Below are 19,970 nucleotides of genomic sequence, written 5' to 3' on the forward strand. Positions count from 1 at the left end.
CCTGGAGATACGGGGGCGCTCACGGCGCCCGAACCGGAATGCAGACTCCTGATGGGACGTCATCGTACTGATGTGTCACGCGAGTTGAAGCAGCCGCCGCAACAGGTCCCGGGTGAGGGCGGGCGAGAGGCTGTCCTCGTGCAGGCGATCCATCACCCTGCCGTACTGCGCGACCTCGTCGGGCTTGTCCAGATACAGCGCGCTGGTCAGCTGCTCCAGATAGACGACGTCGGACAGGTCGGACTCGGGGAAGCGCAGCATGGTGAAGGCGCCGCTCTCCCCCGCGTGCCCGCCGTGCGCGAACGGCATCACCTGGAGCGTCACATTGGCCTGTTCCGAGACGTCGATGAGGTGCTCCAGCTGACCGCGCATGACGGCCTCGCCGCCGTAGGGCCGGTGCAGCGCGGCCTCGTCCAGCACTGCGTGGAAGTGCGGGGCGCGCTCGGAGAACAGCAGCTTCTGCCGCTCCATGCGCAGCGAGACGCGGCGCTCGACCTCCGCCTCGCAGGCGGTCGGCTGGCCGCGGACGACGACGGCCTGGGCGTAGCCCTCGGTCTGGAGCAGGCCGTGCACGAACTGCACTTCGTAGATGTTGATGTGGGACGCGGCGCCCTCCAGCCCCACATAGGTCTGGAACCATCCCGGCAGCACGTCACCGTAACTGTGCCACCAGCCCGCCACGTTCGCCTCACGGGCCAGCCCCAGCAGCGCTTCCCGCTCCAGCTCGTCGGTGACGCCGTAGAGCGTGAGGAGGTCCTCGACGTCCCGCGCCTTGAAGCTCACCCGGCCCAGCTCCATGCGGCTGATCTTCGACTCCGACGCCCGGATCGAGTAGCCGGCCGCCTCGCGGGTGATCCCGCGTGATTCCCGCAGCCTCCTGAGCTGTGAGCCCAGAAGTATGCGGCGCACCACAGAACCGCTCGACTCGCTCGTGGCCATCTTCGCGACTCCTCCTTTTCCGGTCCCTACCCGGTCGTGCCGCTTCCGCACCCTCCCGGGGCGACCCCCGCTACCCCCGGCGCCGAAGTCTGCCACCTCCGGGCTCCGTTGAGTGTGCATCCGATTACGGAGGCAGTGGCAGTCCGGACACCGTACGCAGGAGGGCGTAGGAAGAATTGCGCCCTTACTGGAGCGTGCGCCCCCAAAACCCCCACGTGCACGTGCATCTGCCCTTGCATCCGCCATCCGCATTGGGAACCATGGGGAACGCACACGTGCATGTCACGTCCACGATTGCCAGGAGTGCCTCGGATGGGTACCGAAGGATCGACTGCGCTCTCCCCCCTGTGGCGAGGGCTGCCACCGATCGCCCCATCGGCCGTCTCCAGCTCCGCCTCCTGTGTGCTGCCGCCCCGGTTCGAGGCGGTCAGGACGGCGCGGCGGTTCACGAGGAGCACGCTCCAGCAGTGGGACCTCCCCGGGCTGTTCGACGATGTGGCGCTCGTCGTCTCGGAGTTGGTCACCAACTCCATGCGCTACGCCCTTCCGGCCGAGCTCGTCGGCACGGAGTACGAGCCGCCCGTACGGCTGCACCTGATGCGGTGGACGTCGCGTCTGGTGTGCGCGGTGCGGGACCCCAGCGAGGAGAGCCCCGTCGCGGGCGAGGCCGACGCGTCCGCGGAATGCGGGCGCGGGCTCCTCCTGGTGGACTCCTTCAGCGACACCTGGGGCTGGCATCCGCTGGCCGGGGCGCTGCGGGGGAAAGTGGTCTGGGCTCTGTTCAGACTGCCGCGGGATCGCGACTGAGCGCTGTCACGGGGGGCGCTCAGTCGGCGATCAAATAGTCGAATTCGCCGTCCTTGACGCCCAGCAGCATGGCCTCGATCTCCGCCCGCGTGTAGATGAGCGCCGGGCCGTCCGGATGACGGGAATTACGCATGGCGATCCCGCCGTCCGGAAGCTTCGCGAACTCCACGCACGATCCCTGCGAGTTGGAGTGCCGGCTCTTGCGCCAGACGGCGCCGTCGAGATCCGTGGCAGCCATGCCGTTGCACGCGTGAGGCACAGGTCTCTCCCGGAGTATTCGCAGGGGGCACCCCGGCACGAATGGTGGGGATGACAACTACTCCGGATCATAGCTCCGTTCATGTGCCTCTGCATGGGCGGATGCACGTGCACTTTGAGTGCGGATCCCGCTACTTCCCGGTGCTCGAATACGGCAGCAGGCCCATCTCACGGGCGTTTTTGATCGCCCGGGAGAGTTGTCGCTGCTGCTGGGCGGTGACCCGCGTCACGCGGCGGCTACGGATCTTCCCGCGGTCCGAAATGAACTTCCGCAGCAGATCGGTGTCTTTGTAGTCGATGTATGTGATGCCCGCTGTTTCCAGGGGATTGGGACGGGGTTTGAGGTTCTTGCGGTGATCGGGGCGGCGGGGCACGGGCATTGCCTTTTCTGGTGATTGATCGGCCGCCGGGATGCGGGTGGCCGACCGGTGATCAGGAAACGGGATCGAGGAGTTCGTCGAATGCGGCGGACAGACACCGCCAGGTGTCCGGGCCCGCCGCGAATTCGGCGTCGGTCAGCAGGCACGACTCCAGCAGCGCGGACAGCGCCTCCGCGTCGAGGCCGGGCGAGGTGAAGGTGAGGTACTGCGCGCGGTCGCCGTGCTCGGGGTGCCAGTCCAGGGCGGCGGCCACGCGACGGGTCGCGGGCACCATCTCCCAGGCGGCGTCCGGCAGCGAGGCCAGCCACGGCCCGGCGTTCTCCACGCACAGGGCGCCTCCGGCCGCGTCCCAGGACAGCAGTGTGTCCGGCCGGTCCGCGAGCCAGAACCGCCCCCGGCTGCGCGCCGCGGCGCACGACAGGTCCTCCAGGGCGTCGTAGAGCCGCCCCGGGTGGAACGGCCGGTGCCGGTGCCATACGAGCGTGCTGACGCCGTCCGCGTCGGCGGCCTGCGGAAGGAGCGCGCAGGCGGGGTGCTGCCGGGCGGCCGCGGCCTCGACGTCGAAGCCCTCGACCGCGGCGGCCGCCAACTCCACGGATTCGACCGGAACCCGACGGGCGGTGGGGGCGAGCTGGCCGAGCAGCGCGAAGTCGGCGGCGTCCGCGGGGGGTGTGGTGTCCGGTCCCCCGCTCCCCTCCACCACCGCCAGCACCGGCGCGTACTCCAACTGCCGGGCGAAGGTGTCCGCGACGGTCCGCTGATCCGACGCGGCGGCCGCGAGGCCCGCCTCGGCGAGGTCGTCGCCGCAGCCGAGCGCGGGCAACAGCAGGGCGGGGTCGACGGCCGTGATCACACCGGTCAGCCGGAAGTCCGGCCCGCTGTGGGCGGCGACCGCCTCGGCCATCGCCTTGGGCTCGACGGAGTCCCACAGCTCCACGACGGCGAGCCGGCAGAGGCCGCCGGCAGCGAGGCGTTCGAGCTCGGGCACCAGGTCCTCGCGCAGCGCGCAGCAGGCGCAGTCGTTGACGAGCGGAGCGTCGCCCTCGTCGAGGACACCCGAGCCGTCCCGTACGGTGCGGCGCACTGTTCCCGTGACGGCCGTCGCCAGGTCGTGATGGAGCGCGACGCTGCCTGGCACGGTGTTCAACAGCCGCTCGACGACGGCGACGCGCGCGTCGGAGTGCAGACCTCCGACGAGCGCGACGGGCAGCGGCAGCGGGCCGGTCACCGGCCGCCCTCCCGCTTGCCGTACCGGCGCTCGAAGCGCTCGACCCGCCCGGCCGTGTCCAGGACACGGGCGGTGCCGGTGTAGAAGGGGTGGCTCGCCGAGGAGGTCTCGACGTCGATGACGGGATAGGTGTTGCCGTCCTCCCACTCCACCGTCTTGTCGCTGGTGGCGGTCGAGCGGGTGAGGAAGGCGTAGTTCGCGGCGCGGTCGCGGAAGACGACCGGGCCGTAGGGCGGGTGGATTCCGGGCTGCATCGGGGTCAGCGCTCCTCTCGGAAGACGGCGTGGCGGCCGACGACGGGGTCGTACTTCCGCAGTTCCATGCGGTCGGGGTCGTTACGGCGGTTCTTGCGGGTCACGTAGGTGTAGCCGGTTCCGGCGGTGGACCGGAGCTTGATCACCGGGCGTAGCTCGTTGCGGGCCATGGGGGCTACTATACAGAAATGGTTTCCATTTTCATTAGGCCTTTCGCGGCCGCACGAGGACCGGAGGTCTGACCTTGTCCGCCCACTGCCAACTCACCGGCCGCAAGCCCGGCTTCGGCAACTCCGTCTCCCACTCCCACCGGCGCACCGCCCGCCGCTTCGACCCCAACATCCAGAGCAAGCGCTACTGGCTCCCCAGCGAGGGCCGCCACGTGCGGCTGCGGCTGAGCGCGAAGGGCATCCGGACAGTCGACAGCATCGGCATCGAGGCCGCCGTGGCCCGCATCCGCGCCCGGGGGGTGCGCGTCTGATGGCGAAGAAGAGCAAGATCGCGAAAAACGAACAGCGCCGGCTGACAGTGGCCCGCTACGCGGCACGCCGCGCCCTGCTCAAGGCAGTCATCCGCGACCCGCACACGTCCGACGCGGAACGCGAGGCGGCAGGGCGCGAGTTGCGCCGCCAGCCGCGCGACGCGAGCGCGACACGCGTACGCAACCGCGACTCGGTGGACGGCCGCCCGCGCGGCTATCTGCGGACGTTCGGGCTGTCCCGCGTGAACGTACGCGCGCAGGCGCACGCGGGGTTCCTGCCGGGGGTGAGGAAGTCGAGCTGGTAGAGGGGCTGTTGGTGCGCCGGGTGGGCTGGTTCTGATGCACCCGGCGCATCGATGTCGGCGGCTGCCTTCTGTTCGGCTTGCACGACGCGAACAGGTCGGGGACGTGCTTGCTCGGACGACTCCCGTCTGCAGACCGCGCTACGAGGCGTCGGCATCCTCCGCACCTGACGGCTTCGCCGCGACGAACGTGCCCTTGGCCGGGAGGGTGATCAGCAGGCCGCGGTCGCGCAATTCCTGAACGGCCCGGCGGATCGTACCGATGGCTACGCCACACTCCTCCGCCAGGTCTCGTTCCCCTGGCAGGCGGGCGCCTACGCGCAAGGCGTCCGCCTCGATCTGGGCGACGATGTGGTCGGCCACCTGCGCATAGACATAGGCGATCTTCGCCGGGTCGACGACCCGTGGCGGCGTGCCGTGCTCATGTGCCATGCGTGCCAACGTAGGTCAATTCACAGCGCGGCACACCGTCTTGTCAGGAGTCGCCTGAACCGTCCTTCTGGGCAGCGACGAATGAGCCCATACCTCGGGTTGTGACGATCAGACCCTCGGCGCGGAGAACGTCCTTGACTTTGCGGACCGTCCCGCGCGCCACGCCGAACTCCTCTTCCAACTGCGTCTCCGAGATCAGGCGATTCACGGGGTACTCGCCACTGGCGATGCGCTGTCGGATCACGTCTGCGATTTGCGTCCACTTCGGACGGGTGGGGTCGAACTCCATCAGGCGACTGTACGCATGAGCGCCTAACCGAACATAGTCACGGACATTCAAGGATGGTATTGGACGGCCATGGACAGGTGAGAACAAGTAGCAGTAGCGTGCTGCCACACAGAACCCCGGCGACCGCACGAACGGCCCCGGGGCGTGGCCACCAGCCCAAGGAGCTGATGACGTGAAGGACCTTATCGCCCGCTTCCTTCGATGGGCGGGGGTGCCGCTCAGGCGCCGAACTCTCAACGCGCCCCAAGCCGCCGCCACTCCACTCACACCCACCCCTCCAGCCCCCACCTCCGCCCCCGAAACGCCGGACGCCTGCGGCGTCTACACATGGGCCATCGCACGCGGGATCGACATCAAGCCCAGCTCCCCCCTCGCCTCCTGCCCCTGCACGGAGCACACCCGGCCATCCGTTCCCGACATCGGCACGTACGTCTTCGACGTCCGGCTCAGCCGGGTCGGGCAGGTCATGGGCGACGAGGGCCTTCGGCTCCAGCTTCGACCGCTTTACGGCGGGCGGGAGTGGGATGCCGAGATCGAGGACACCCGGCCCGCCACCGGCGCCGAGCTGCTCAGCGCAAAGGTGAAGGCGGCCAACCCGGGCGGCGATCGGGGAAGGTGAGCGCGGGCGCGATGCGCCCCGCGCGCCCCCCGTGCGCCGGTTGTGCGCGCCAAACCCCCCTTCACGGAGCGCTACCGTCAGATACTCTGAGTGACGACAGCGGTTTCGGGAGGGGACGCGAAATGACTGATCTCAAAGAGCTCACGGAGGTCTACGAGCCTCCGGCGCTCGTCGAAGTGGGCAACTTCAGTGACCTCACGCTCGGCTGGATCGAGGGAGGCGCGCTGGAGGAAGGCGGCGAGGGTCAGCTCTGGTACTGGGGGTAGCGGGCCATGCCGAGTGAGGAGTGGTTCGCCGTCCTGCCCGACGGCCCGGCGGCGCAGGTCGCGGTGTGCGCGCTGCGGCCGCGCGCCGAGCGGATCGTCGCGCATGCTTCCGGGAGACCCTGGCTGCTGGGCCGCTGGGCGGACGACCAGGTGACGATCGCCCGTACGCGCAGAGCCAGGGTCGCGGTGATCGGCCGCTGCACGGTCACCGTCGCCGAGCTCACCGCCCTGATCGCCCGGCTGGACGACGTCGCACAGGTGGAGCGGGTCGCCGAGCCGCTGGCGGGCAGCTTCCATCTCATCGCGTCGGCGGGCGGCCGGGTGCGGGTGCGGGGCAGCGCCTCGGGGGTCCGGCGGATCTTCCACGCCCTGCTCGGCGGGGCGACGGTCGCGTCCGGCCGGAGTGACGTGCTGGCCACCGCGATCGACGCACCGGTGGACGAAGAAGTACTGGTGACACGGCTGCTGGCCGCCGGGGCCGTGCACCCCGTGGAGGAGCGGAGCCCATGGCGAGGCGTCACCGCGGTGCCGCCCGACCACTGCCTGGTCGTCGAGTCCGACGGCCGGTCCGCCCTCCGCCGCTGGTGGACCACGCCCGAGCCGCTGCTGCCCCTGGCCGAGGGCGCCCAGGTGCTGCGACAAGCCCTGTCGGCGGCAGTGGATTCCTGCACGGCGGGAGGCGGCACGGTCAGCGCGGATCTGTCCGGTGGCCTCGACTCCACCAGCCTCTGCTTCCTGGCGGCACACGGCCCGGCCCACCTGGTGACCACCCACCGGCAGGGCGCCGACCCGGTCAACAGCGATAGGGAATGGGCGGATCGGGCCCGGGCGGCCCTGCCGGAAGCGGAGCACCGGTCGGTGGGGCAGGAAGAGGATCCACTGTGGTTCGCCGGCGCGCGCGGTCCGCACCCGGCACTGGAGGAGCCGGGCGCGTGGGTGCGCGACACGGCCCGGCTCGCCGGCCTCGCCCGGCGGATGCGCGAAGCGGGCTCCCGGCTGCACCTGGCCGGGCACGGCGGCGACGAGCTGTTCTCCGTCACCCCCCGCTATCTCCACGACCTGGTCCGCGCCCACCCCGCGAAGGCCCCCACCCACATCCGCCGCCACTGCCTGCGCTTCCGGCAGCCGCTCTGGCCACTGCTGCGCGCCCTGGCCGAGCAGACCACGTACGCCGACTGGCTCCACCAGGCCGTCGAAGAGATGGACGCGCTGCCGACCACACCCACCGCGCCCTCCATGACCTGGGGACCGCCGCTGCGGATGCCTCCCTGGGCCACACCGGAAGCCGTCCGCGGCGCCCGGATCCTGCTCCACGAAGCCGCCGCCGCGGAACCCGAACCGCTGGCGCCGCACCGCGCCCAGCACACCGCCGTGCAGTACGCCCGGACCGCCGGGGCGGCCGTCCGCCGCATCGACCAGGCCACCACCCGCTCCGGGCTCCCCCAGGCGGCGCCCTGCCTGGACGACCCGGTGATGAACGCGGCCCTGTCCGTACGCCTGCCCGACCGCGCCGGGCGCACCGCGTACAAACCGCTGCTCACCACCGCGATGCACGGCATCGTCCCGGCGCCACTGCTGGCCCGCACCACGAAAGGCGACTACAGCGCCGACTTCTACATAGCCCTCGCTCGGCACCGCGCCGAGCTCCTGGAGCTGTTCGACGGCTCGCTCCTGGCGGACAGGGGACTCATCGACATATCCGTGCTGCGCGCGGCACTGCTCGTCCCGCACCCCACGCCGCACATCGTCACGCACCTGTCCCAGACGCTCGCCTGTGAGACCTGGCTGCGCTCCCTGCCCCACCCCGACCACCGGCCCACCTCCACCCCGACCGGGAGAGCACGATGACCGTCAGCCTGCGCGACACCATCAGCACCGCACCCGTCGACGACGGCATGATCCTGCTCGACGAGCGCACCGGCCGCTACTGGCAGCTCAACGCCACGGGCACGCTCGTGCTGAACGCGCTCCTCCAGGGGGCCACCACCGCCGAGGCCGCCCGCGGCCTGAGAGAGCATCACCCGAGCCTCCCGGCCGGGCAGGCGGAGGAGGACGTGTCGGCCCTGGTCACCTCGCTGCGCACCGCGCGCCTGGTGACGCCATGAGCGGGCCGGCCCTCACGCGGCGGCCCGAGCGGCGCGCGACCGTACGGGCGGCGGTCGCCGGGGCGCGAGTGCTCACCGCCCTGCCACCGGAGCGCATCCGCCGGGTGCTCAGCCGCTTCGGGTCCGGCTCCGTCCCCGCCACGGCCGAGCAGGTGCTGGCCGCACGGGAGGCAGTGGTCAGGGCCAGCGCGCGGTGCGCGGTGGAGGCGGGGTGCCTGCAACGGTCGCTGGCCGTGGTGTTGTTGTGCCGGATGAGTGGCCTGGGGGTGGTGTGGCGTACAGGAGTCCGAAGCCGACCGTTCCGCGCACACGCGTGGGTGGAGGCCAGTGGGTCACCTGTGGGTGAGCCGTACCCGACGGGGTACTTCACACCGATCGTGACGGTGCGGGTAGGGGCGGCGGATCCGCTCGCCATGCCCCGCCCCTAACGCGGCACCAGCAGCAGCTCGTCCGCGTAACACCAAGCCCAGTCCTCGCCCGGCTCGAAGGAGCGGGCGAGGTCGTGCCCGGATTCCGTGTGCGCGTGGGCGCTCGCGTGACGGTTCGGGGAGCTGTCGCAACAGCCGATGTGTCCGCAGACCAGGCACTCGCGCAGGTGCAGCCAGGTGCCGCCGGTGCGCAGGCAGTCCTCGCAGCCGTCCGTTGCACTCGGGGTCACTTCGCGGACTTCACTCAGGTGGGCGCACTCTCGTTGGGTGGGGCGGCCTTCTACGTCGGCGGTGACGTGCCAGGTGGGTTGGGTCATGCTGTCCAACGTAGGGGTGGGCGGGTGGGGGCGCGATCTCTTCGCCTGCGGCGGGCCTTTCCCCACCCCGCCCCTCCCCGCACCGGGGCGCGTGCCCCAGCCCCCCGGCTGCGGGTCGGTTGGCGCCTGCGGCGGGCTTGTTCCCCAGCCCCGCCCCTTCCCGAAACTGGGGCGCTGCCCCAGACCCCGCCCACCGGTCCGTTGCCGCCTGCGGCGGGAGCTCCCTTCGGGCGCGTCCTCAAACGCCGGACGGGCTGAAAAGAAAAGGACGGCGTGCCCGGATGAAGAGAAACGGCGTGCCCGGCGGAAAAGGAAGGCGCCACCGGCCGTGAACGTACCCACCGGCGGAGGGGGTGGGGCCGGAGGGTGAGGTTCTGGAACGCGGTGCGTCGTCACGGCACCCAATACGGATCACGGCGCCCGCACCGCGTTCCAGGTCCTCAGCCCGGAGGCCACACCCCCGGTCCAGCCACCACCCCAGCCCGGCCGGCGATTGAGGCCACGCCCGAAGGGCGCCCCTACGCCACAAGAGTGGCAACCCCTGACCCCCCATCAACCATGCGGCCCAATCCATCGAGCCCCACCCCACGACGCACCGCACGATGGACCCGTGGGCCCGCGGGTCCAGCGCCGTCTTCGGGAAGGATCCGTCTTGACCCCTCACAGCCTTGAGCAGCTGCGCCGTTGCACCGTGGCCGTCGACCTCGGGGCCGCCCGTACCCGGCTCTACGTCCGGGACACCGGACTGATCGTGGACGAGCCGAGCATCGCGGCGGTGAACACCCGCACGGGTTCCCTGATCGCGGTGGGCTCCCTGGCGGAGGGGATGGCGGGGCGCACGCCGCACCACATCCGGGTCGTGCGGCCCATCTCCGGCGGCACGGTCGTGGACATCGACATGGCCCAGCGCATGCTCCGCTTCCTGGTCAGCGACAAGATCCGCCGGGCCTGGCGGCGCAAGCCGCTGCTGCGCGCCGCGGTCTGCCTGCCGCACGACGCGGAGCCGCTCGCGCAGCGGGCGGCGACGGAGACACTGACGGGGCTGGGCGCGCGCCGGGTGGAGCTGGTGGACACGCTCATCGCGGCGGCCGTCGGGTGCGGGCTGCCGGTGGAGCAGCCCGAGGCGACGATGATCGTGGTCTGCGGGGCGGCGTCCACGCAGGTGGCCGTCCTCTCCCTGGGCGCGATCGTGGCGGCGGAGAAGGTGCTGGTGGGCGGCGACGCCATCGATTACGCCGTGGTCCAGCACCTGCGCAGCAGGCACGAGCTGATGCTGCCCACGCAGGGGCTGGCACCGCTGCAGCGCGCGCTGTGCGCGGACCCCATGGAGGAGGGCGCGGAGGTACGCGGGCGCGACGTGGCCACGGGCCTGTCCCGCACGGTCATGGTGAGCACCGAGCACGTCCGCGAGGCGATCCACACTCCGCTGACCGGCGTGCTGGACGCCATCGGGCGCGTCCTGCGCGACTGCCCGCCGGACCTCGTCGCCGACCTCGTGGAACGCGGCGTGATGCTGGCCGGCGGCAGCGCCGTCCTGCCGGGCCTGGACCGGATGATCGCGGATGCCACGGGGATGACGGTGCGGATCGCCGAACACCCCGACACCTGCGCGGTGATGGGGCTGGGCGCGATGCTGGAGGGCAGGGTGCGGCCGCTGCACCTCGACCCGATGGCCACCTGACCCCCGGGACCCACCCACCCCCTTGGGAACTTCTTTACCTTTGGGTCCGTTCCGTCTGTGCACCCCTGATTTTCACGAGGAGAGACACAGATGGCGCTCTGGGACCGGCTCAAGGACTCCGCCGCAACGATGCAGGGTCAGCTCGTGGCGAAGAAGAACGACCTCAAGAGCGGGGCGTTCCGTGACGCGAGCATGGCGATGTGCGCGCTGGTGGCCGCGGCCGACGGCTCGATCGACGCCTCGGAGCGGCAGCGCGTCGCCTCGCTGATCGCCACCAACGACGTCCTCCAGAACTTCCCGGCGGACGATCTCCAGGCCCGCTTCAACGACTACTGCCAGAAGCTGACGGCCGACTTCGACTTCGGCAAGGTCAGCATCCTCCAGACGATCGGCAAGGTCCAGAAGAAGCCGACGGAGGCGCGGGCGGTCATCCAGATCGGCATCGTCATCGGCGGCGCCGACGGCGACTTCGACAAGGACGAGCAGGCTGTCGTCCGCGAGGCGTGCTTCGCGGTGGGCATCAACCCGGCGGAGTTCGACCTGTAGTTCACCCGCCGCCGCACCGCGGAGAAGCACCACGGAGACGCACCGTGGAGAAGCTCCGTCGCGAAGCTTCGCGGAGAAGCTCCGTGAAGACGCTCCGTCGAGAAGCACCACGGAGAAGCCTCATGGAGAATCACCGTGCGGCGGCACCGCGGAGCACCGCACCGCCCGCCGCAGGCGCAAGGGGACCCCTCCCCCGTCACTCGCCTGCGCGGGCGGCTTCCGCGAGCGCGTAGAAACCCTTGACACCCCGCCGCGCCCCTGTTGAGCATGTGCGCATGACGGGGGAGTCAAAGAGGGGTTGTGAGCCGCGTCCTGCGCGGGCTCGCGTCAGATCGCGTCCTGGTCGCCGTACCGGTTCCGCCGCTGCCTTCGGCACTCCGTCACCGCACCGGCAGGGCCGCCCCCCACGCCACTATCCGGCCCCGCTGTGTGCCGAAAGCCCCATTCGCCAGGCTCCACCTGCTACCGAACCCGGATAGCGGGACATTTCCTGTGCGTTCCGGTGGGCGGGCCGAAGGACCTCGGATGCCCGTGCCGGACGCACCGGCCCTTCCCGAATGGCACACAGTGGCAGAAATATTGCACGTGATGAGCCCAGGGCAGATGGGACGCCTCCTGGGTGGCTGGCGTTCGCGCGGCCCCGCGTACGACGCGCTGGCGCAGCGCGTCCGGATCCTCATCCGCGAGGGGCAGCTGTCACCGGACACCCGGGTGCCCCCCGAACGGGCCCTCGCCGAGCAGCTCGGCATCAGCCGCACCACCGTCACCAAGGCGTACGACATGCTCCGCGCCGAGGGCCGGCTGCGCAGCGCCCGCGGTTCCGGCACCGTGATCGCGCTGCCGGAACCGGCGGCGGACGGTCCCGAGAGCGCCTCGCCCTGCCCCGCCGCGCAGTGGTGCAGGCCCGCCACCGACTGGGCGGCCGACTTCGCCTCCGACCTCCTGCCCGTACCCGCCGAGCATCTCGGCCAGGCGCTGGACTCCATCGCCCCGGCCGTGGCCAGGGCGTTCACCGACCGGAGCCATGAGCCGTACGGGCTGCCGGAGTTACGGCAGGCCGTGGCCGACCGCTACACCGCGCGGGGACTGCCCACCTCGCCCGCGCAGATCCTGATCACCCAAGGGGTCGGGCACAGCTGGCAGCTGATGTTGCGGCTGCGGGCCCGGCCGGCGCAGCGCGTCCTCATCGAATCGCCCGCGGCGCCCCACGTCATGGACGCGATCTGGCTGCACGGCGCCCGCCCGTGGCCCGTGGGCCTCGGGGCGAACGGCTGGCACATCGAGCTCTTCAGCGCCGCACTGCACCAGGTCAGACCCCAACTGGCGCTGCTCACCCCGGATTTCCAGCAGCCGACCGGGCATGTGATGCAGGCCGAGGAGCGCCGCCTCCTCGTGCGGACCGCGCTGCGCACCGGCACACTGCTGGTCGCCGACGAGAGCGCGGCCGACCTGTGGCTGGACGACGACGGGATGCCCGAGTCGCTCGCCGCGCACGCCCCGGAGGGCACGGTGGCACTGATCGATTCCGCCCGCGCGGTGACCGGGGACGGCGTCCGGGTCGGGTGGATCCGCGCGGCGGCCTCCACGGTGCACCGGCTCGCCGTCCTCAACAGCGGTCTGGGAACGACGTGTTCGGTGCCCGACCAGGTGCTCGCCGCCCGGCTGATGGCCTCGGCGGACGGGCTGCTGGCCGAGCGGAGGGCAGCGCTCCGGGCCGGCCGTACGGCCCTGACCTCGGCACTCGACCGGTACCTGCCCAGCTGGCGGTACGCGTCCCCGCGCGGTGGGACCACCCTGTGGGTCGACCTGGGCGCCGCCGTCAGCAGCGCGCTGGCAACCGCCGCGGAACGGCACCGTGTTCAGCTGTTGAGCGGCCCGAGGTTCGGCACCGGCGGCACCTACGACAGCAGGCTGCGGCTGCCGTTCACGCTCGACGAGCACGTGCTGCGGGACGGCGTCCGGCGGCTGGCCCGCGCCTTCGGCGAGGTCGTGGAGGCCACGGGCACCGGGGCCGCCGAGCGCCCGGAGAACCGGAGCCCGGTCTTCGCCTAGGGCAGGCCAAGCCTTGCCGATTGGCTATTTGAAGCGCGCCACCCATGTTTCATACTGGTAAAAGAAATTCTGCACGGCCCTTCCCATTCCGTCGATGCCCCTGGGCCCGGCTTTTCCTGCCGCCCGGTGGAATCACCCTCGAAAGGCTGTAAAGAAGCATGTCCAAGCTCGACCGTGATCGCCTTGAATCCCTCGCCGCCGAGCTGCTGGAGAAGCAGTTCAAGCGCGTCCCGAAGATGCGCGAACTGCACCGCGGTGAGTGGATCGACCGGGATTACTACATCCGTCACATCACCGAGACCGTGCTGCGGATCCGCCTCAACAACGAGGTGGACAGCTACGCCCTCTACAAGGTCGGTTCCCAGGACGATCAGCTGGCCGCGAAGCTGGCCCGCTATCTGGCCGAGGAATTCGGGCACGAGAACATGTTCACCCGCGACCTCCAGAAGTTCGGTCTGACCATCGAGCAGCTGGACGCCACCCCGGTGCTCATCTCGACCGCCAAACTGATGGGCTACCTGCGGCTGGAGGCCGACCACGCGGGTCCGGCCCCCACCACCATCTGGGACTGGTTCGTCGAGTGGTACTCGGACCGCTACAACCCGGTCATCACCGACAAGGCCGCCGAGGAATTCGGCAAGGAATACGTGCACGGCACCCAGGCGCACATCGCCTTCGACGAACAGCACGACCACGACGAGCTGATGTTCCGGACCGTGTCCCGCGCGGTGGAGAACTTCAGCACGCCGGAAAAGGCCGAGGTCTATCTCACCACCTTCATCGACCTCATCGGTGATTACTTCGCCGAGCTCTACGAGGTCACCGTCGGCGCCCGTGAGGCCGTTTCCGCCTGACGGCGCCCGGCGCACCGGCACCGCTGCTCCGACCAGTGAACGCACAGCGGCGGCCCCGACCTGTTCCGGGCCGCCGCCACCGATGTCCCGGAGAGCCACTGCAATGACCGAACCGCTGCCCCGACCCCGTATCCGCATTCTGGTCGTCGAGCCCATGTCGTCCGGGAACAGACTGCTCGTCGAGGCCCGCGCGCTCGGCTTCGAGCTCGTCGTCGCCTCCTACGACCGTGACGACCGGCGCATCCCCGAGCCACTGCGCGAGCACATCGACGAACTCGTCGTGGTGGACACCAACGACGAGCCGGCGCTGTACGACACGGTGGCGGAGCTGCATCGCGAGCGGCCGTTCGCGGGCATCGTGCCCGGCTTCGAGTTCTACGTCGGCACGGCCGCCCGGCTCGCCGGCCGGCTGGGGCTGCCCGGCCTGCCCGTGGCCGACGTGGAGGCGCTCCGGGACAAGGCGGTCATGCGCGACCGGGCGCGGGCGGCCGGGCTGCGGGTGCCGCGCTACGCCGAGGCGTCCGACGCGGCCGGCCTGGACGCGGCCGCCGCCCGGGTCGGCTTCCCCGCCGTACTCAAACCCACCCGCTCGGCGGGCAGCATCCACGTCACGCGGGTGGAGAGCGCGCGGGAGCTGCACCGGGCGTACGACTGGATACGCGCCGACCCGCGCACCGACATGGGCCGCGGCCTCGACGGGCCCGTGCTCCTGGAGGAGTACGTCGCGGGGCCGGAGGTCAGCGTCGAGGGGTATGTGCTCGACGGCAAGGTCGCCATCGTCTCCGTCACCTCCAAACTCCTCGGCGCCGAGCCGTACTTCGTCGAGATCGGCATGATCGTCCAGCATGAGCTGGAGCCGCCCGTGCGGGCCGCCGTCGAGGCGTACGTCACCGACGTCTGCCGGGCGCTGGGCGTCACGCTGGGCCCCTTCCACTGCGAACTCCGGCTGCCCGACGGCGATCCCGTGCTGATCGAGATCGGCGCCCGCCTCGCCGGGCACTCCATCCCTCAGCTCGTGGAGCTCGTCACGGGCGTCTCCCTGGCCCGCGTCATGCTGGCCGCGTACGCCGGGCTCGACCCTGCCGAGCTGGGTGTCTTCTCGGCGCCGCGGGCGAAGTGCGCGGCGGTGCGGTGCTTTGTGGCGGAGGCGGGGGTGCCGGCCTTCAAGGGGCTCGTGGGGCTCGATGAACTGCGGGAATCCGACGATGTGTTGGATATCTCGCTCTATTACGAGCCGGGGGCGGAGGTTCCGCCCGCCGAGGACTTCCGGTGTCTGCTGGGACATGTCATCTTCCAGGCGGAGTCCTACGGGTCGGCGCTGTCGCGCTGGGAGGCGATCGGGGATGCGGTGCGGCTCGCTTGACCGGGGGTTTCTTCCCCATACCCGCCCCTTCCCGGCTGCGTCTGATGTGCGGCTCCGCCGCGTGGGGGCTCCGCCCCAGACCCCGCAGCACGCTTCGCGCGTTGTCCTCGAACGCCGGACGGGCTGATCTGTCCGCTCCGCCCGGGACGGACACCCCCACCACCCAGCCCCCGAGGACGAACCCTTTGGAACAGACCGCGTCCGCACCCGCCCAGGACAACCGCATAGGCAGGGACTTCGGCTATCTCTGGTCCGCCAGTCTCATCGCGCCGCTCGGTGACGGCGCGCTCGTCGCCGCGCTGCCGCTGGCCGCCAGGAGTCTCACCGACGACCCCCGGCTGATCTCCGGCGTCGCCTTCGCGGCCACGCTGCCCTGGCTGCTGCTTTCGGTGGTCGGCGGGGCGCTCGTGGACCGGCTGGACCGCCGCCGGCTGATGCTCGGCGCGCAGATCGCGCAGGCGCTGCTGGTGGCGGTCATCGCCGTCCTCGTCTCCAGCGGCCTCACACGGATCTGGATGCTGTTCCTGTTGCCCTTCGGCGTGGCCTCCGCCGAGGTGCTGTTCACGACCGCCGGCCAGACCGTCATCGCCGCCGTCGTGCCGGAACGCCATCTGGAGCGGGCCAACGGCAGGCTGGTGGCGAGTGAGACCGTGGCCCGCGAGTTCGCCGGACCACCGCTCGGCGCGGCCCTGTTCGCGTTCGCCGCGCCCCTCCCGTTCTGGCTGAACAGCCTCACCTTCGCCGTGTCCGTCCTGCTCATCCAGCGCATCCGTACCCCCGCCCGGGAGCCCCGCCCGGCGGACGGCCAGAGGCTGTCCGCCGAGATCGTCGCGGGGCTGCGCTGGCTGCTGCGCCACCGGCTGCTGCGCACGCTGTCGCTGGTCGCGGGCGCGGCCATGTTCTGCGAGGCCATGGCGCTGTCGACGCTGGTGCTGTTCGCCCACGACGAGCTGCACGTGGGCGACCGCGGCTACGGCGTCCTGCTGGCGGCCATGGCGATCGGCGGCGTCGTCGGCGGGGTGGTCGGCGGCCGCGTCGTCGCCCGCGCCGGGCCCCGGCTGACGGCCATCGGGGCGCAGACCGCCTGCTCGCTGATGTGGCTCGCGATCGGTCTGGTGGGCCGCAGTCCGGTCACCGTCGTGGCGCTGTTCACCGTCTTCTCCGTCAGCGTCTCCCTGTGGGTCGTGGTGGTGCAGTCCGTACGTCAGAGGCTGGTCCCCGCCGAGCTGCTCGGCCGGGTGTCGGGCGCCGCCCGCATGCTCACCTGGGGCGCCATGCCGCTCGGCTCGCTCGTCGGCGGTTTCGTCGCCAACTCCTTCGGCCTGGTCTCCCCCTGGCTCGTCGGAGGCGCCCTCTCCCTGCTCGTCACCCTGATCGCCCTGCCCGCCCTGATCCGCTGGGACCACTGACCGAACGCCGGACACGACCACTGGGGAACGTCACCGTGAACGCACAGTCATCCGGGCAGGACACTGCCCCGCTGCTCCTCGTCCTCAACCGGTTCGACGACGAATTCGGCGAGTACCACCGCTTCGTACCGCCCGGCAGCTTCCGGCTCGCCTATCTGGCCACCGCCGACGCGCTCGCGCCCCTCGACCGGGACGGCGCCGCGGAGACCGTCGTGGTCGAGGACATGGCGTACGGGACGCTGCTGCCCGCCGCCCGCCGCGTCGTCGAGGCGCACGGCCCGCTGGCCGGGATCATCGGGCTGTCGGAGTTCGACCTCATCACCGCGGCCCGGCTGCGGGAGGCGCTCGGCGCGCCGGGCCGGAAGACGGAGTACGTCCTGCGGTTCCGCGACAAGACGCGGATGAAGCGCTGGGTCCGGATGGCGGGGGTGCGGGCGCCGGAGTACCGCGCGCTGGACGCCGGTTCGCACGCCAAGACCCTCGCCGACGAGCTCGGCCTGCCGATGGTCCTCAAGCCCCGCGACGGCGCCTCGGCCAAGGGCGTGCTGCTCGTGCGCACCGAGCGCGAGCTGGAGGAGGCCCTGGAGGGCGTCGACCGGGACGGCTACGAGGCGGAGGAGTACGTCGAGGGCGCCATCCACCACGTGGACGGCATCCGCCGCGACGGGCACTTCCACTTCGCCACCGCCTCCGCCTACGTCAACACCTGCCTGGACTTCACCCGCGGCATGCCGCTCGGCTCGGTGCTCCTCGACCCGGGTCCGCGGCGCGACGCCCTGATGGGCTTCGCCGCGGACTGCCTGGACGCCCTGGAGCTGTGGGACGGCCCGTTCCACCTGGAGGTGATCGTCGACTCCGCGGGTGAGCACGTGTTCCTGGAGGTGGGCCTGCGGCCGGGCGGGGCCGGGGTGCCGTTCGTCCACCGCGACCTCTTCGGCATCGACCTCTACGGCGAGTCCGTGCGCGCGGCGGTCGGCCTGCCCCCGATGACACCGCTGGACGAGCTCACCCGGCCCGGCCCCGGGGTCGGCGGCGGCTGGCTGGTCTTCCCCGAGCCGCAGCCGTGGCCCCGGCGCGTCCTGAGCCGCAACTCCCTGGTCGAGGCGATACCCGAGTGCTACGGCGAGGCCCTGCCGGCCCCGGGGCAGGTCTTCCGCGGCGACGGCGGCTACGACCACGCGGGCGGCCGCTTCCTGCTGCGCGGGCCCGACGAGGCGACGGTCCGCCGCGCCGTGCTGGAAGGCATCGCCCGCTACCGGCTGGAGACCGCGGCCGTGCTGCCCGACCGGAACACCGCGAGCCCGGCCGCCGCCCGATGAGCGACGGCACCCTGCGGGTCCGCCTCGGCATGCCGTCCGCGATCGACCCCGGCACCGCCTTCGAGCACGACGGGGCGCTGATCGCGGGCGTCATCGCCGACCCCCTCGTGGACTGCGACCCGGCCACCGGCCGGCTCGCCCCCGCCGCCGCGAGCGGCTGGGAGGTGGCGCCGGACGGGCTCTCCGTACGCTTCACGCTCCGTCCCGGCGTGCGCTTCCACCACGGCCGCGAGGTGACCGCCGAGGACTACCGTTACGCGCTCTCCCGCGTGGCCGCGCCGGAGACCGGCTCCGAACTGGCCGGGCACCTCGCGGTGGTGGAGGGGTACGAGGACGTACGGGCGGGCCGGAGCGCCCGGCTCAGCGGGGTGCGCGTCCTGGGGAAGCTGCTGCTGGAGATCCGGCTGACCGGGCCGTTCCACGACATCGCGGCGGTCTTCAGCCACCGGGCGACCGCGCCCGTACCCGCCGAACTGGCCGAGGCGGACCCCGCCGGGTTCGCCCTGCGGCCGGTCGGCAACGGCCCGTACCGGCTGACGGAGCCGTGGCGGCCGGGCGAGGACCTCACCGTCGAACGGTTCGACGGCTACTACGCCGCCAACGCCGCGTACCCGGCGGGCGGTGCCGGGCGGTCGGCGCGGATCACCTTCCGGACGGACCCCGATCTGGCCACGGGCCACGAGGAGTTCCTGCGGGGCGAGGTCGACGTGACCGAGGTGCCGCCGACCAGGATCGACGTGGCGGCGCGCGAGGGCGGTCCGCGCTTCCGCGTCACGCCCAACCCCATGGTCACCTTCCTCGCCTTCCCCACGGCCGTCCCGCCCTACGACGATCCGGTGGTACGGCGGGCGGTGGCCATGTGCGTGGACCGTGCGGCGATCGGCCGCAGGCACTTCGCGGGCACGCGCCCCGTCGCCCACCGGATCCTGCCGCCGGTCCTGGACCCGGCGGGCCCGCCGCCGGCCGCCATTCCCCACGACCCCGCCGGGGCGCGCCGGCTCCTCGCGTCGCGGGGCGCCGCCCCGCCGCGGCGCTTCGTCTTCCACTATCCGGCCGGGCAGGGGCACGAGGGGTGGGCGACCGATCTGGCGGCCGGGGTGGGGGCGGGACTGGGCGTCCCGGCCGCTGCCGTACCGGCCGAGCGGTCCTCTTTTTTGTCCGAACTTCCATGTTTGGACGGGCCGTTCCGGCTGAACTGGCAGATCGATTTCCTGTCGGCGGACAACGCGGTGGCTCCGCTGCTGCGGTGTGTGGGCTACGGGGACGACGCGGTCGAGCGGTTGCTCTCGCGGGGGCGGGGGGCGGCCGACGCGGCTTCTCGCCTGACGGCGTACCGGGAGGTGGAGCGGCTGCTTCTCTCCTCCTTGCCGGTGTTCCCTTTGTGGGAGGGGGCGTTGTATCACCTGGTGGGTGAGCGGGTGGTGCCGGCGGGGCGGGTGAACGACGTGTTCGGGGAGCCGGTGCTTCGCGGTTTGTCGGTTTGACGCCCTGCGGGCGGCTGCTTTCTTTGTTCCCCAGCCCCGCCCCTTCCCGAAACTGGGGCTCCGCCCCAGACCCCGCGACACGCTTCGCGCGTTGTCCTCAAACGCCGGACGCCGAGGTGCCCTGGGTGAAGATGCCGAGTCCGAGGACGTAGACGGC

At 71.6% G+C, this 19,970-nt stretch carries 25 protein-coding genes; 16 read left to right on the forward strand and 9 right to left on the reverse strand.

Annotated elements, in window-relative coordinates; genetic code table 11:
- Window positions 1-75: 75 nt before the first annotated feature.
- Window positions 76-939: a helix-turn-helix transcriptional regulator gene (locus AB0435_RS04625; protein WP_366426190.1), complete on the reverse strand. Its 864-nt coding sequence runs from the start codon at window positions 937-939 to the stop codon at window positions 76-78.
- Between the two features lie 312 nt (window positions 940-1,251).
- Between AB0435_RS04625 and AB0435_RS04630 the strand changes: the two genes are divergently transcribed.
- Window positions 1,252-1,746: an ATP-binding protein gene (locus AB0435_RS04630; protein ID WP_366005698.1), complete on the forward strand. Its 495-nt coding sequence runs from the start codon at window positions 1,252-1,254 to the stop codon at window positions 1,744-1,746.
- A 19-nt stretch (window positions 1,747-1,765) separates the two neighbouring features.
- On the opposite strand, the gene AB0435_RS04635 is transcribed toward AB0435_RS04630, so the two are convergent.
- From AB0435_RS04635 to rpmG, 5 genes are all read right to left on the reverse strand, one after another.
- Window positions 1,766-2,005 carry a DUF397 domain-containing protein gene (locus AB0435_RS04635; protein ID WP_366005699.1) on the reverse strand — a complete coding sequence of 80 codons (240 nt, stop codon included), beginning with the start codon at window positions 2,003-2,005 and terminating at the stop codon, window positions 1,766-1,768.
- Window positions 2,006-2,135: 130 nt separating this feature from the next.
- Window positions 2,136-2,378 carry a 30S ribosomal protein S18 gene (gene rpsR, locus AB0435_RS04640; RefSeq protein WP_366005732.1) on the reverse strand — a complete coding sequence of 81 codons (243 nt, stop codon included), beginning with the start codon at window positions 2,376-2,378 and terminating at the stop codon, window positions 2,136-2,138.
- A 58-nt stretch (window positions 2,379-2,436) separates the two neighbouring features.
- Window positions 2,437-3,612: a GTP-binding protein gene (locus AB0435_RS04645; protein ID WP_366426191.1), complete on the reverse strand. Its 1,176-nt coding sequence runs from the start codon at window positions 3,610-3,612 to the stop codon at window positions 2,437-2,439.
- Window positions 3,609-3,866: a type B 50S ribosomal protein L31 gene (locus AB0435_RS04650; protein ID WP_366005701.1), complete on the reverse strand. Its 258-nt coding sequence runs from the start codon at window positions 3,864-3,866 to the stop codon at window positions 3,609-3,611. The genes AB0435_RS04645 and AB0435_RS04650 overlap by 4 nt, the downstream gene beginning before the upstream one ends.
- Before the next feature lie 5 nt (window positions 3,867-3,871).
- Complete coding sequence (rpmG, locus tag AB0435_RS04655; protein WP_366005702.1) at window positions 3,872-4,036, reverse strand: 50S ribosomal protein L33; 165 nt, start codon at window positions 4,034-4,036, stop codon at window positions 3,872-3,874.
- Window positions 4,037-4,110: 74 nt separating this feature from the next.
- On the opposite strand from rpmG, the gene rpmB reads away from it, so the two are divergent.
- Together rpmB and rpsN are read left to right on the forward strand one after the other, a co-directional pair.
- Window positions 4,111-4,347: a 50S ribosomal protein L28 gene (gene rpmB / locus AB0435_RS04660; protein ID WP_366005703.1), complete on the forward strand. Its 237-nt coding sequence runs from the start codon at window positions 4,111-4,113 to the stop codon at window positions 4,345-4,347.
- Window positions 4,347-4,652 (forward strand): 30S ribosomal protein S14, encoded by a 306-nt coding sequence (rpsN, locus tag AB0435_RS04665; protein WP_366005704.1) that lies wholly within the window; start codon window positions 4,347-4,349, stop codon window positions 4,650-4,652. Before rpmB ends, rpsN begins: the two co-directional genes overlap by 1 nt.
- A 138-nt stretch (window positions 4,653-4,790) precedes the next feature.
- Here the strand turns inward: rpsN and AB0435_RS04670 are convergent, their stop codons facing one another.
- Together AB0435_RS04670 and AB0435_RS04675 are read right to left on the reverse strand one after the other, a co-directional pair.
- Complete coding sequence (locus tag AB0435_RS04670) at window positions 4,791-5,081, reverse strand: winged helix-turn-helix domain-containing protein (protein ID WP_366426192.1); 291 nt, start codon at window positions 5,079-5,081, stop codon at window positions 4,791-4,793.
- 43 nt (window positions 5,082-5,124) lie between these two features.
- Window positions 5,125-5,373: a GntR family transcriptional regulator gene (locus AB0435_RS04675; protein WP_366005733.1), complete on the reverse strand. Its 249-nt coding sequence runs from the start codon at window positions 5,371-5,373 to the stop codon at window positions 5,125-5,127.
- Between the two features lie 169 nt (window positions 5,374-5,542).
- Between AB0435_RS04675 and AB0435_RS04680 the strand changes: the two genes are divergently transcribed.
- The 5 genes from AB0435_RS04680 (at window position 5,543) to AB0435_RS04700 (ending at window position 8,788) form a co-directional block, all read left to right on the forward strand.
- A complete protein-coding gene (locus tag AB0435_RS04680) occupies window positions 5,543-5,989 on the forward strand; it encodes a hypothetical protein (RefSeq protein WP_366426193.1) in 447 nt (148 codons plus the stop codon).
- A 122-nt stretch (window positions 5,990-6,111) separates the two neighbouring features.
- Window positions 6,112-6,255 (forward strand): lasso RiPP family leader peptide-containing protein, encoded by a 144-nt coding sequence (locus AB0435_RS04685; protein ID WP_366005707.1) that lies wholly within the window; start codon window positions 6,112-6,114, stop codon window positions 6,253-6,255.
- A 6-nt stretch (window positions 6,256-6,261) separates the two neighbouring features.
- Window positions 6,262-8,103, forward strand: a complete 1,842-nt coding sequence (locus AB0435_RS04690) for an asparagine synthase-related protein (RefSeq protein ID WP_366426194.1) — start codon at window positions 6,262-6,264, stop codon at window positions 8,101-8,103.
- Window positions 8,100-8,360 carry a lasso peptide biosynthesis PqqD family chaperone gene (locus AB0435_RS04695; protein ID WP_366005709.1) on the forward strand — a complete coding sequence of 87 codons (261 nt, stop codon included), beginning with the start codon at window positions 8,100-8,102 and terminating at the stop codon, window positions 8,358-8,360. Before AB0435_RS04690 ends, AB0435_RS04695 begins: the two co-directional genes overlap by 4 nt.
- A complete protein-coding gene (locus AB0435_RS04700) occupies window positions 8,357-8,788 on the forward strand; it encodes a lasso peptide biosynthesis B2 protein (RefSeq protein ID WP_366426195.1) in 432 nt (143 codons plus the stop codon). The genes AB0435_RS04695 and AB0435_RS04700 overlap by 4 nt, the downstream gene beginning before the upstream one ends.
- Here the strand turns inward: AB0435_RS04700 and AB0435_RS04705 are convergent.
- Window positions 8,785-9,105, reverse strand: coding sequence for a UBP-type zinc finger domain-containing protein (locus AB0435_RS04705; RefSeq protein WP_366005711.1), 321 nt, complete (start codon window positions 9,103-9,105; stop codon window positions 8,785-8,787). The genes AB0435_RS04700 and AB0435_RS04705 overlap by 4 nt on opposite strands.
- Before the next feature lie 652 nt (window positions 9,106-9,757).
- On the opposite strand from AB0435_RS04705, the gene AB0435_RS04710 reads away from it, so the two are divergent.
- From AB0435_RS04710 to AB0435_RS04745, 8 genes are all read left to right on the forward strand, one after another.
- Window positions 9,758-10,786 (forward strand): rod shape-determining protein, encoded by a 1,029-nt coding sequence (locus AB0435_RS04710; RefSeq protein ID WP_366005712.1) that lies wholly within the window; start codon window positions 9,758-9,760, stop codon window positions 10,784-10,786.
- 90 nt (window positions 10,787-10,876) lie between these two features.
- Window positions 10,877-11,332, forward strand: coding sequence for a TerB family tellurite resistance protein (locus tag AB0435_RS04715; RefSeq protein WP_361528839.1), 456 nt, complete (start codon window positions 10,877-10,879; stop codon window positions 11,330-11,332).
- A gap of 588 nt (window positions 11,333-11,920) precedes the next feature.
- Complete coding sequence (locus tag AB0435_RS04720) at window positions 11,921-13,384, forward strand: PLP-dependent aminotransferase family protein (protein WP_366005713.1); 1,464 nt, start codon at window positions 11,921-11,923, stop codon at window positions 13,382-13,384.
- 158 nt (window positions 13,385-13,542) lie between these two features.
- Window positions 13,543-14,238: a hypothetical protein gene (locus AB0435_RS04725; protein WP_366426196.1), complete on the forward strand. Its 696-nt coding sequence runs from the start codon at window positions 13,543-13,545 to the stop codon at window positions 14,236-14,238.
- 103 nt (window positions 14,239-14,341) lie between these two features.
- Complete coding sequence (locus AB0435_RS04730) at window positions 14,342-15,601, forward strand: ATP-grasp domain-containing protein (protein ID WP_366426197.1); 1,260 nt, start codon at window positions 14,342-14,344, stop codon at window positions 15,599-15,601.
- 185 nt (window positions 15,602-15,786) lie between these two features.
- A complete protein-coding gene (locus AB0435_RS04735; protein WP_366426198.1) occupies window positions 15,787-17,010 on the forward strand; it encodes an MFS transporter in 1,224 nt (407 codons plus the stop codon).
- Window positions 17,011-17,045: 35 nt separating this feature from the next.
- On the forward strand, window positions 17,046-18,329 hold the full coding sequence (locus AB0435_RS04740) for an ATP-grasp domain-containing protein (protein ID WP_366426199.1): 1,284 nt from the start codon (window positions 17,046-17,048) through the stop codon (window positions 18,327-18,329).
- Window positions 18,326-19,813 (forward strand): ABC transporter substrate-binding protein, encoded by a 1,488-nt coding sequence (locus AB0435_RS04745; protein WP_366426200.1) that lies wholly within the window; start codon window positions 18,326-18,328, stop codon window positions 19,811-19,813. Before AB0435_RS04740 ends, AB0435_RS04745 begins: the two co-directional genes overlap by 4 nt.
- The last annotated feature ends 157 nt before the right edge of the window (window positions 19,814-19,970 follow it).

This window comes from Streptomyces sp. NPDC051173, from assembly GCF_040689515.1.
GTDB lineage: Bacteria > Actinomycetota > Actinomycetes > Streptomycetales > Streptomycetaceae > Streptomyces.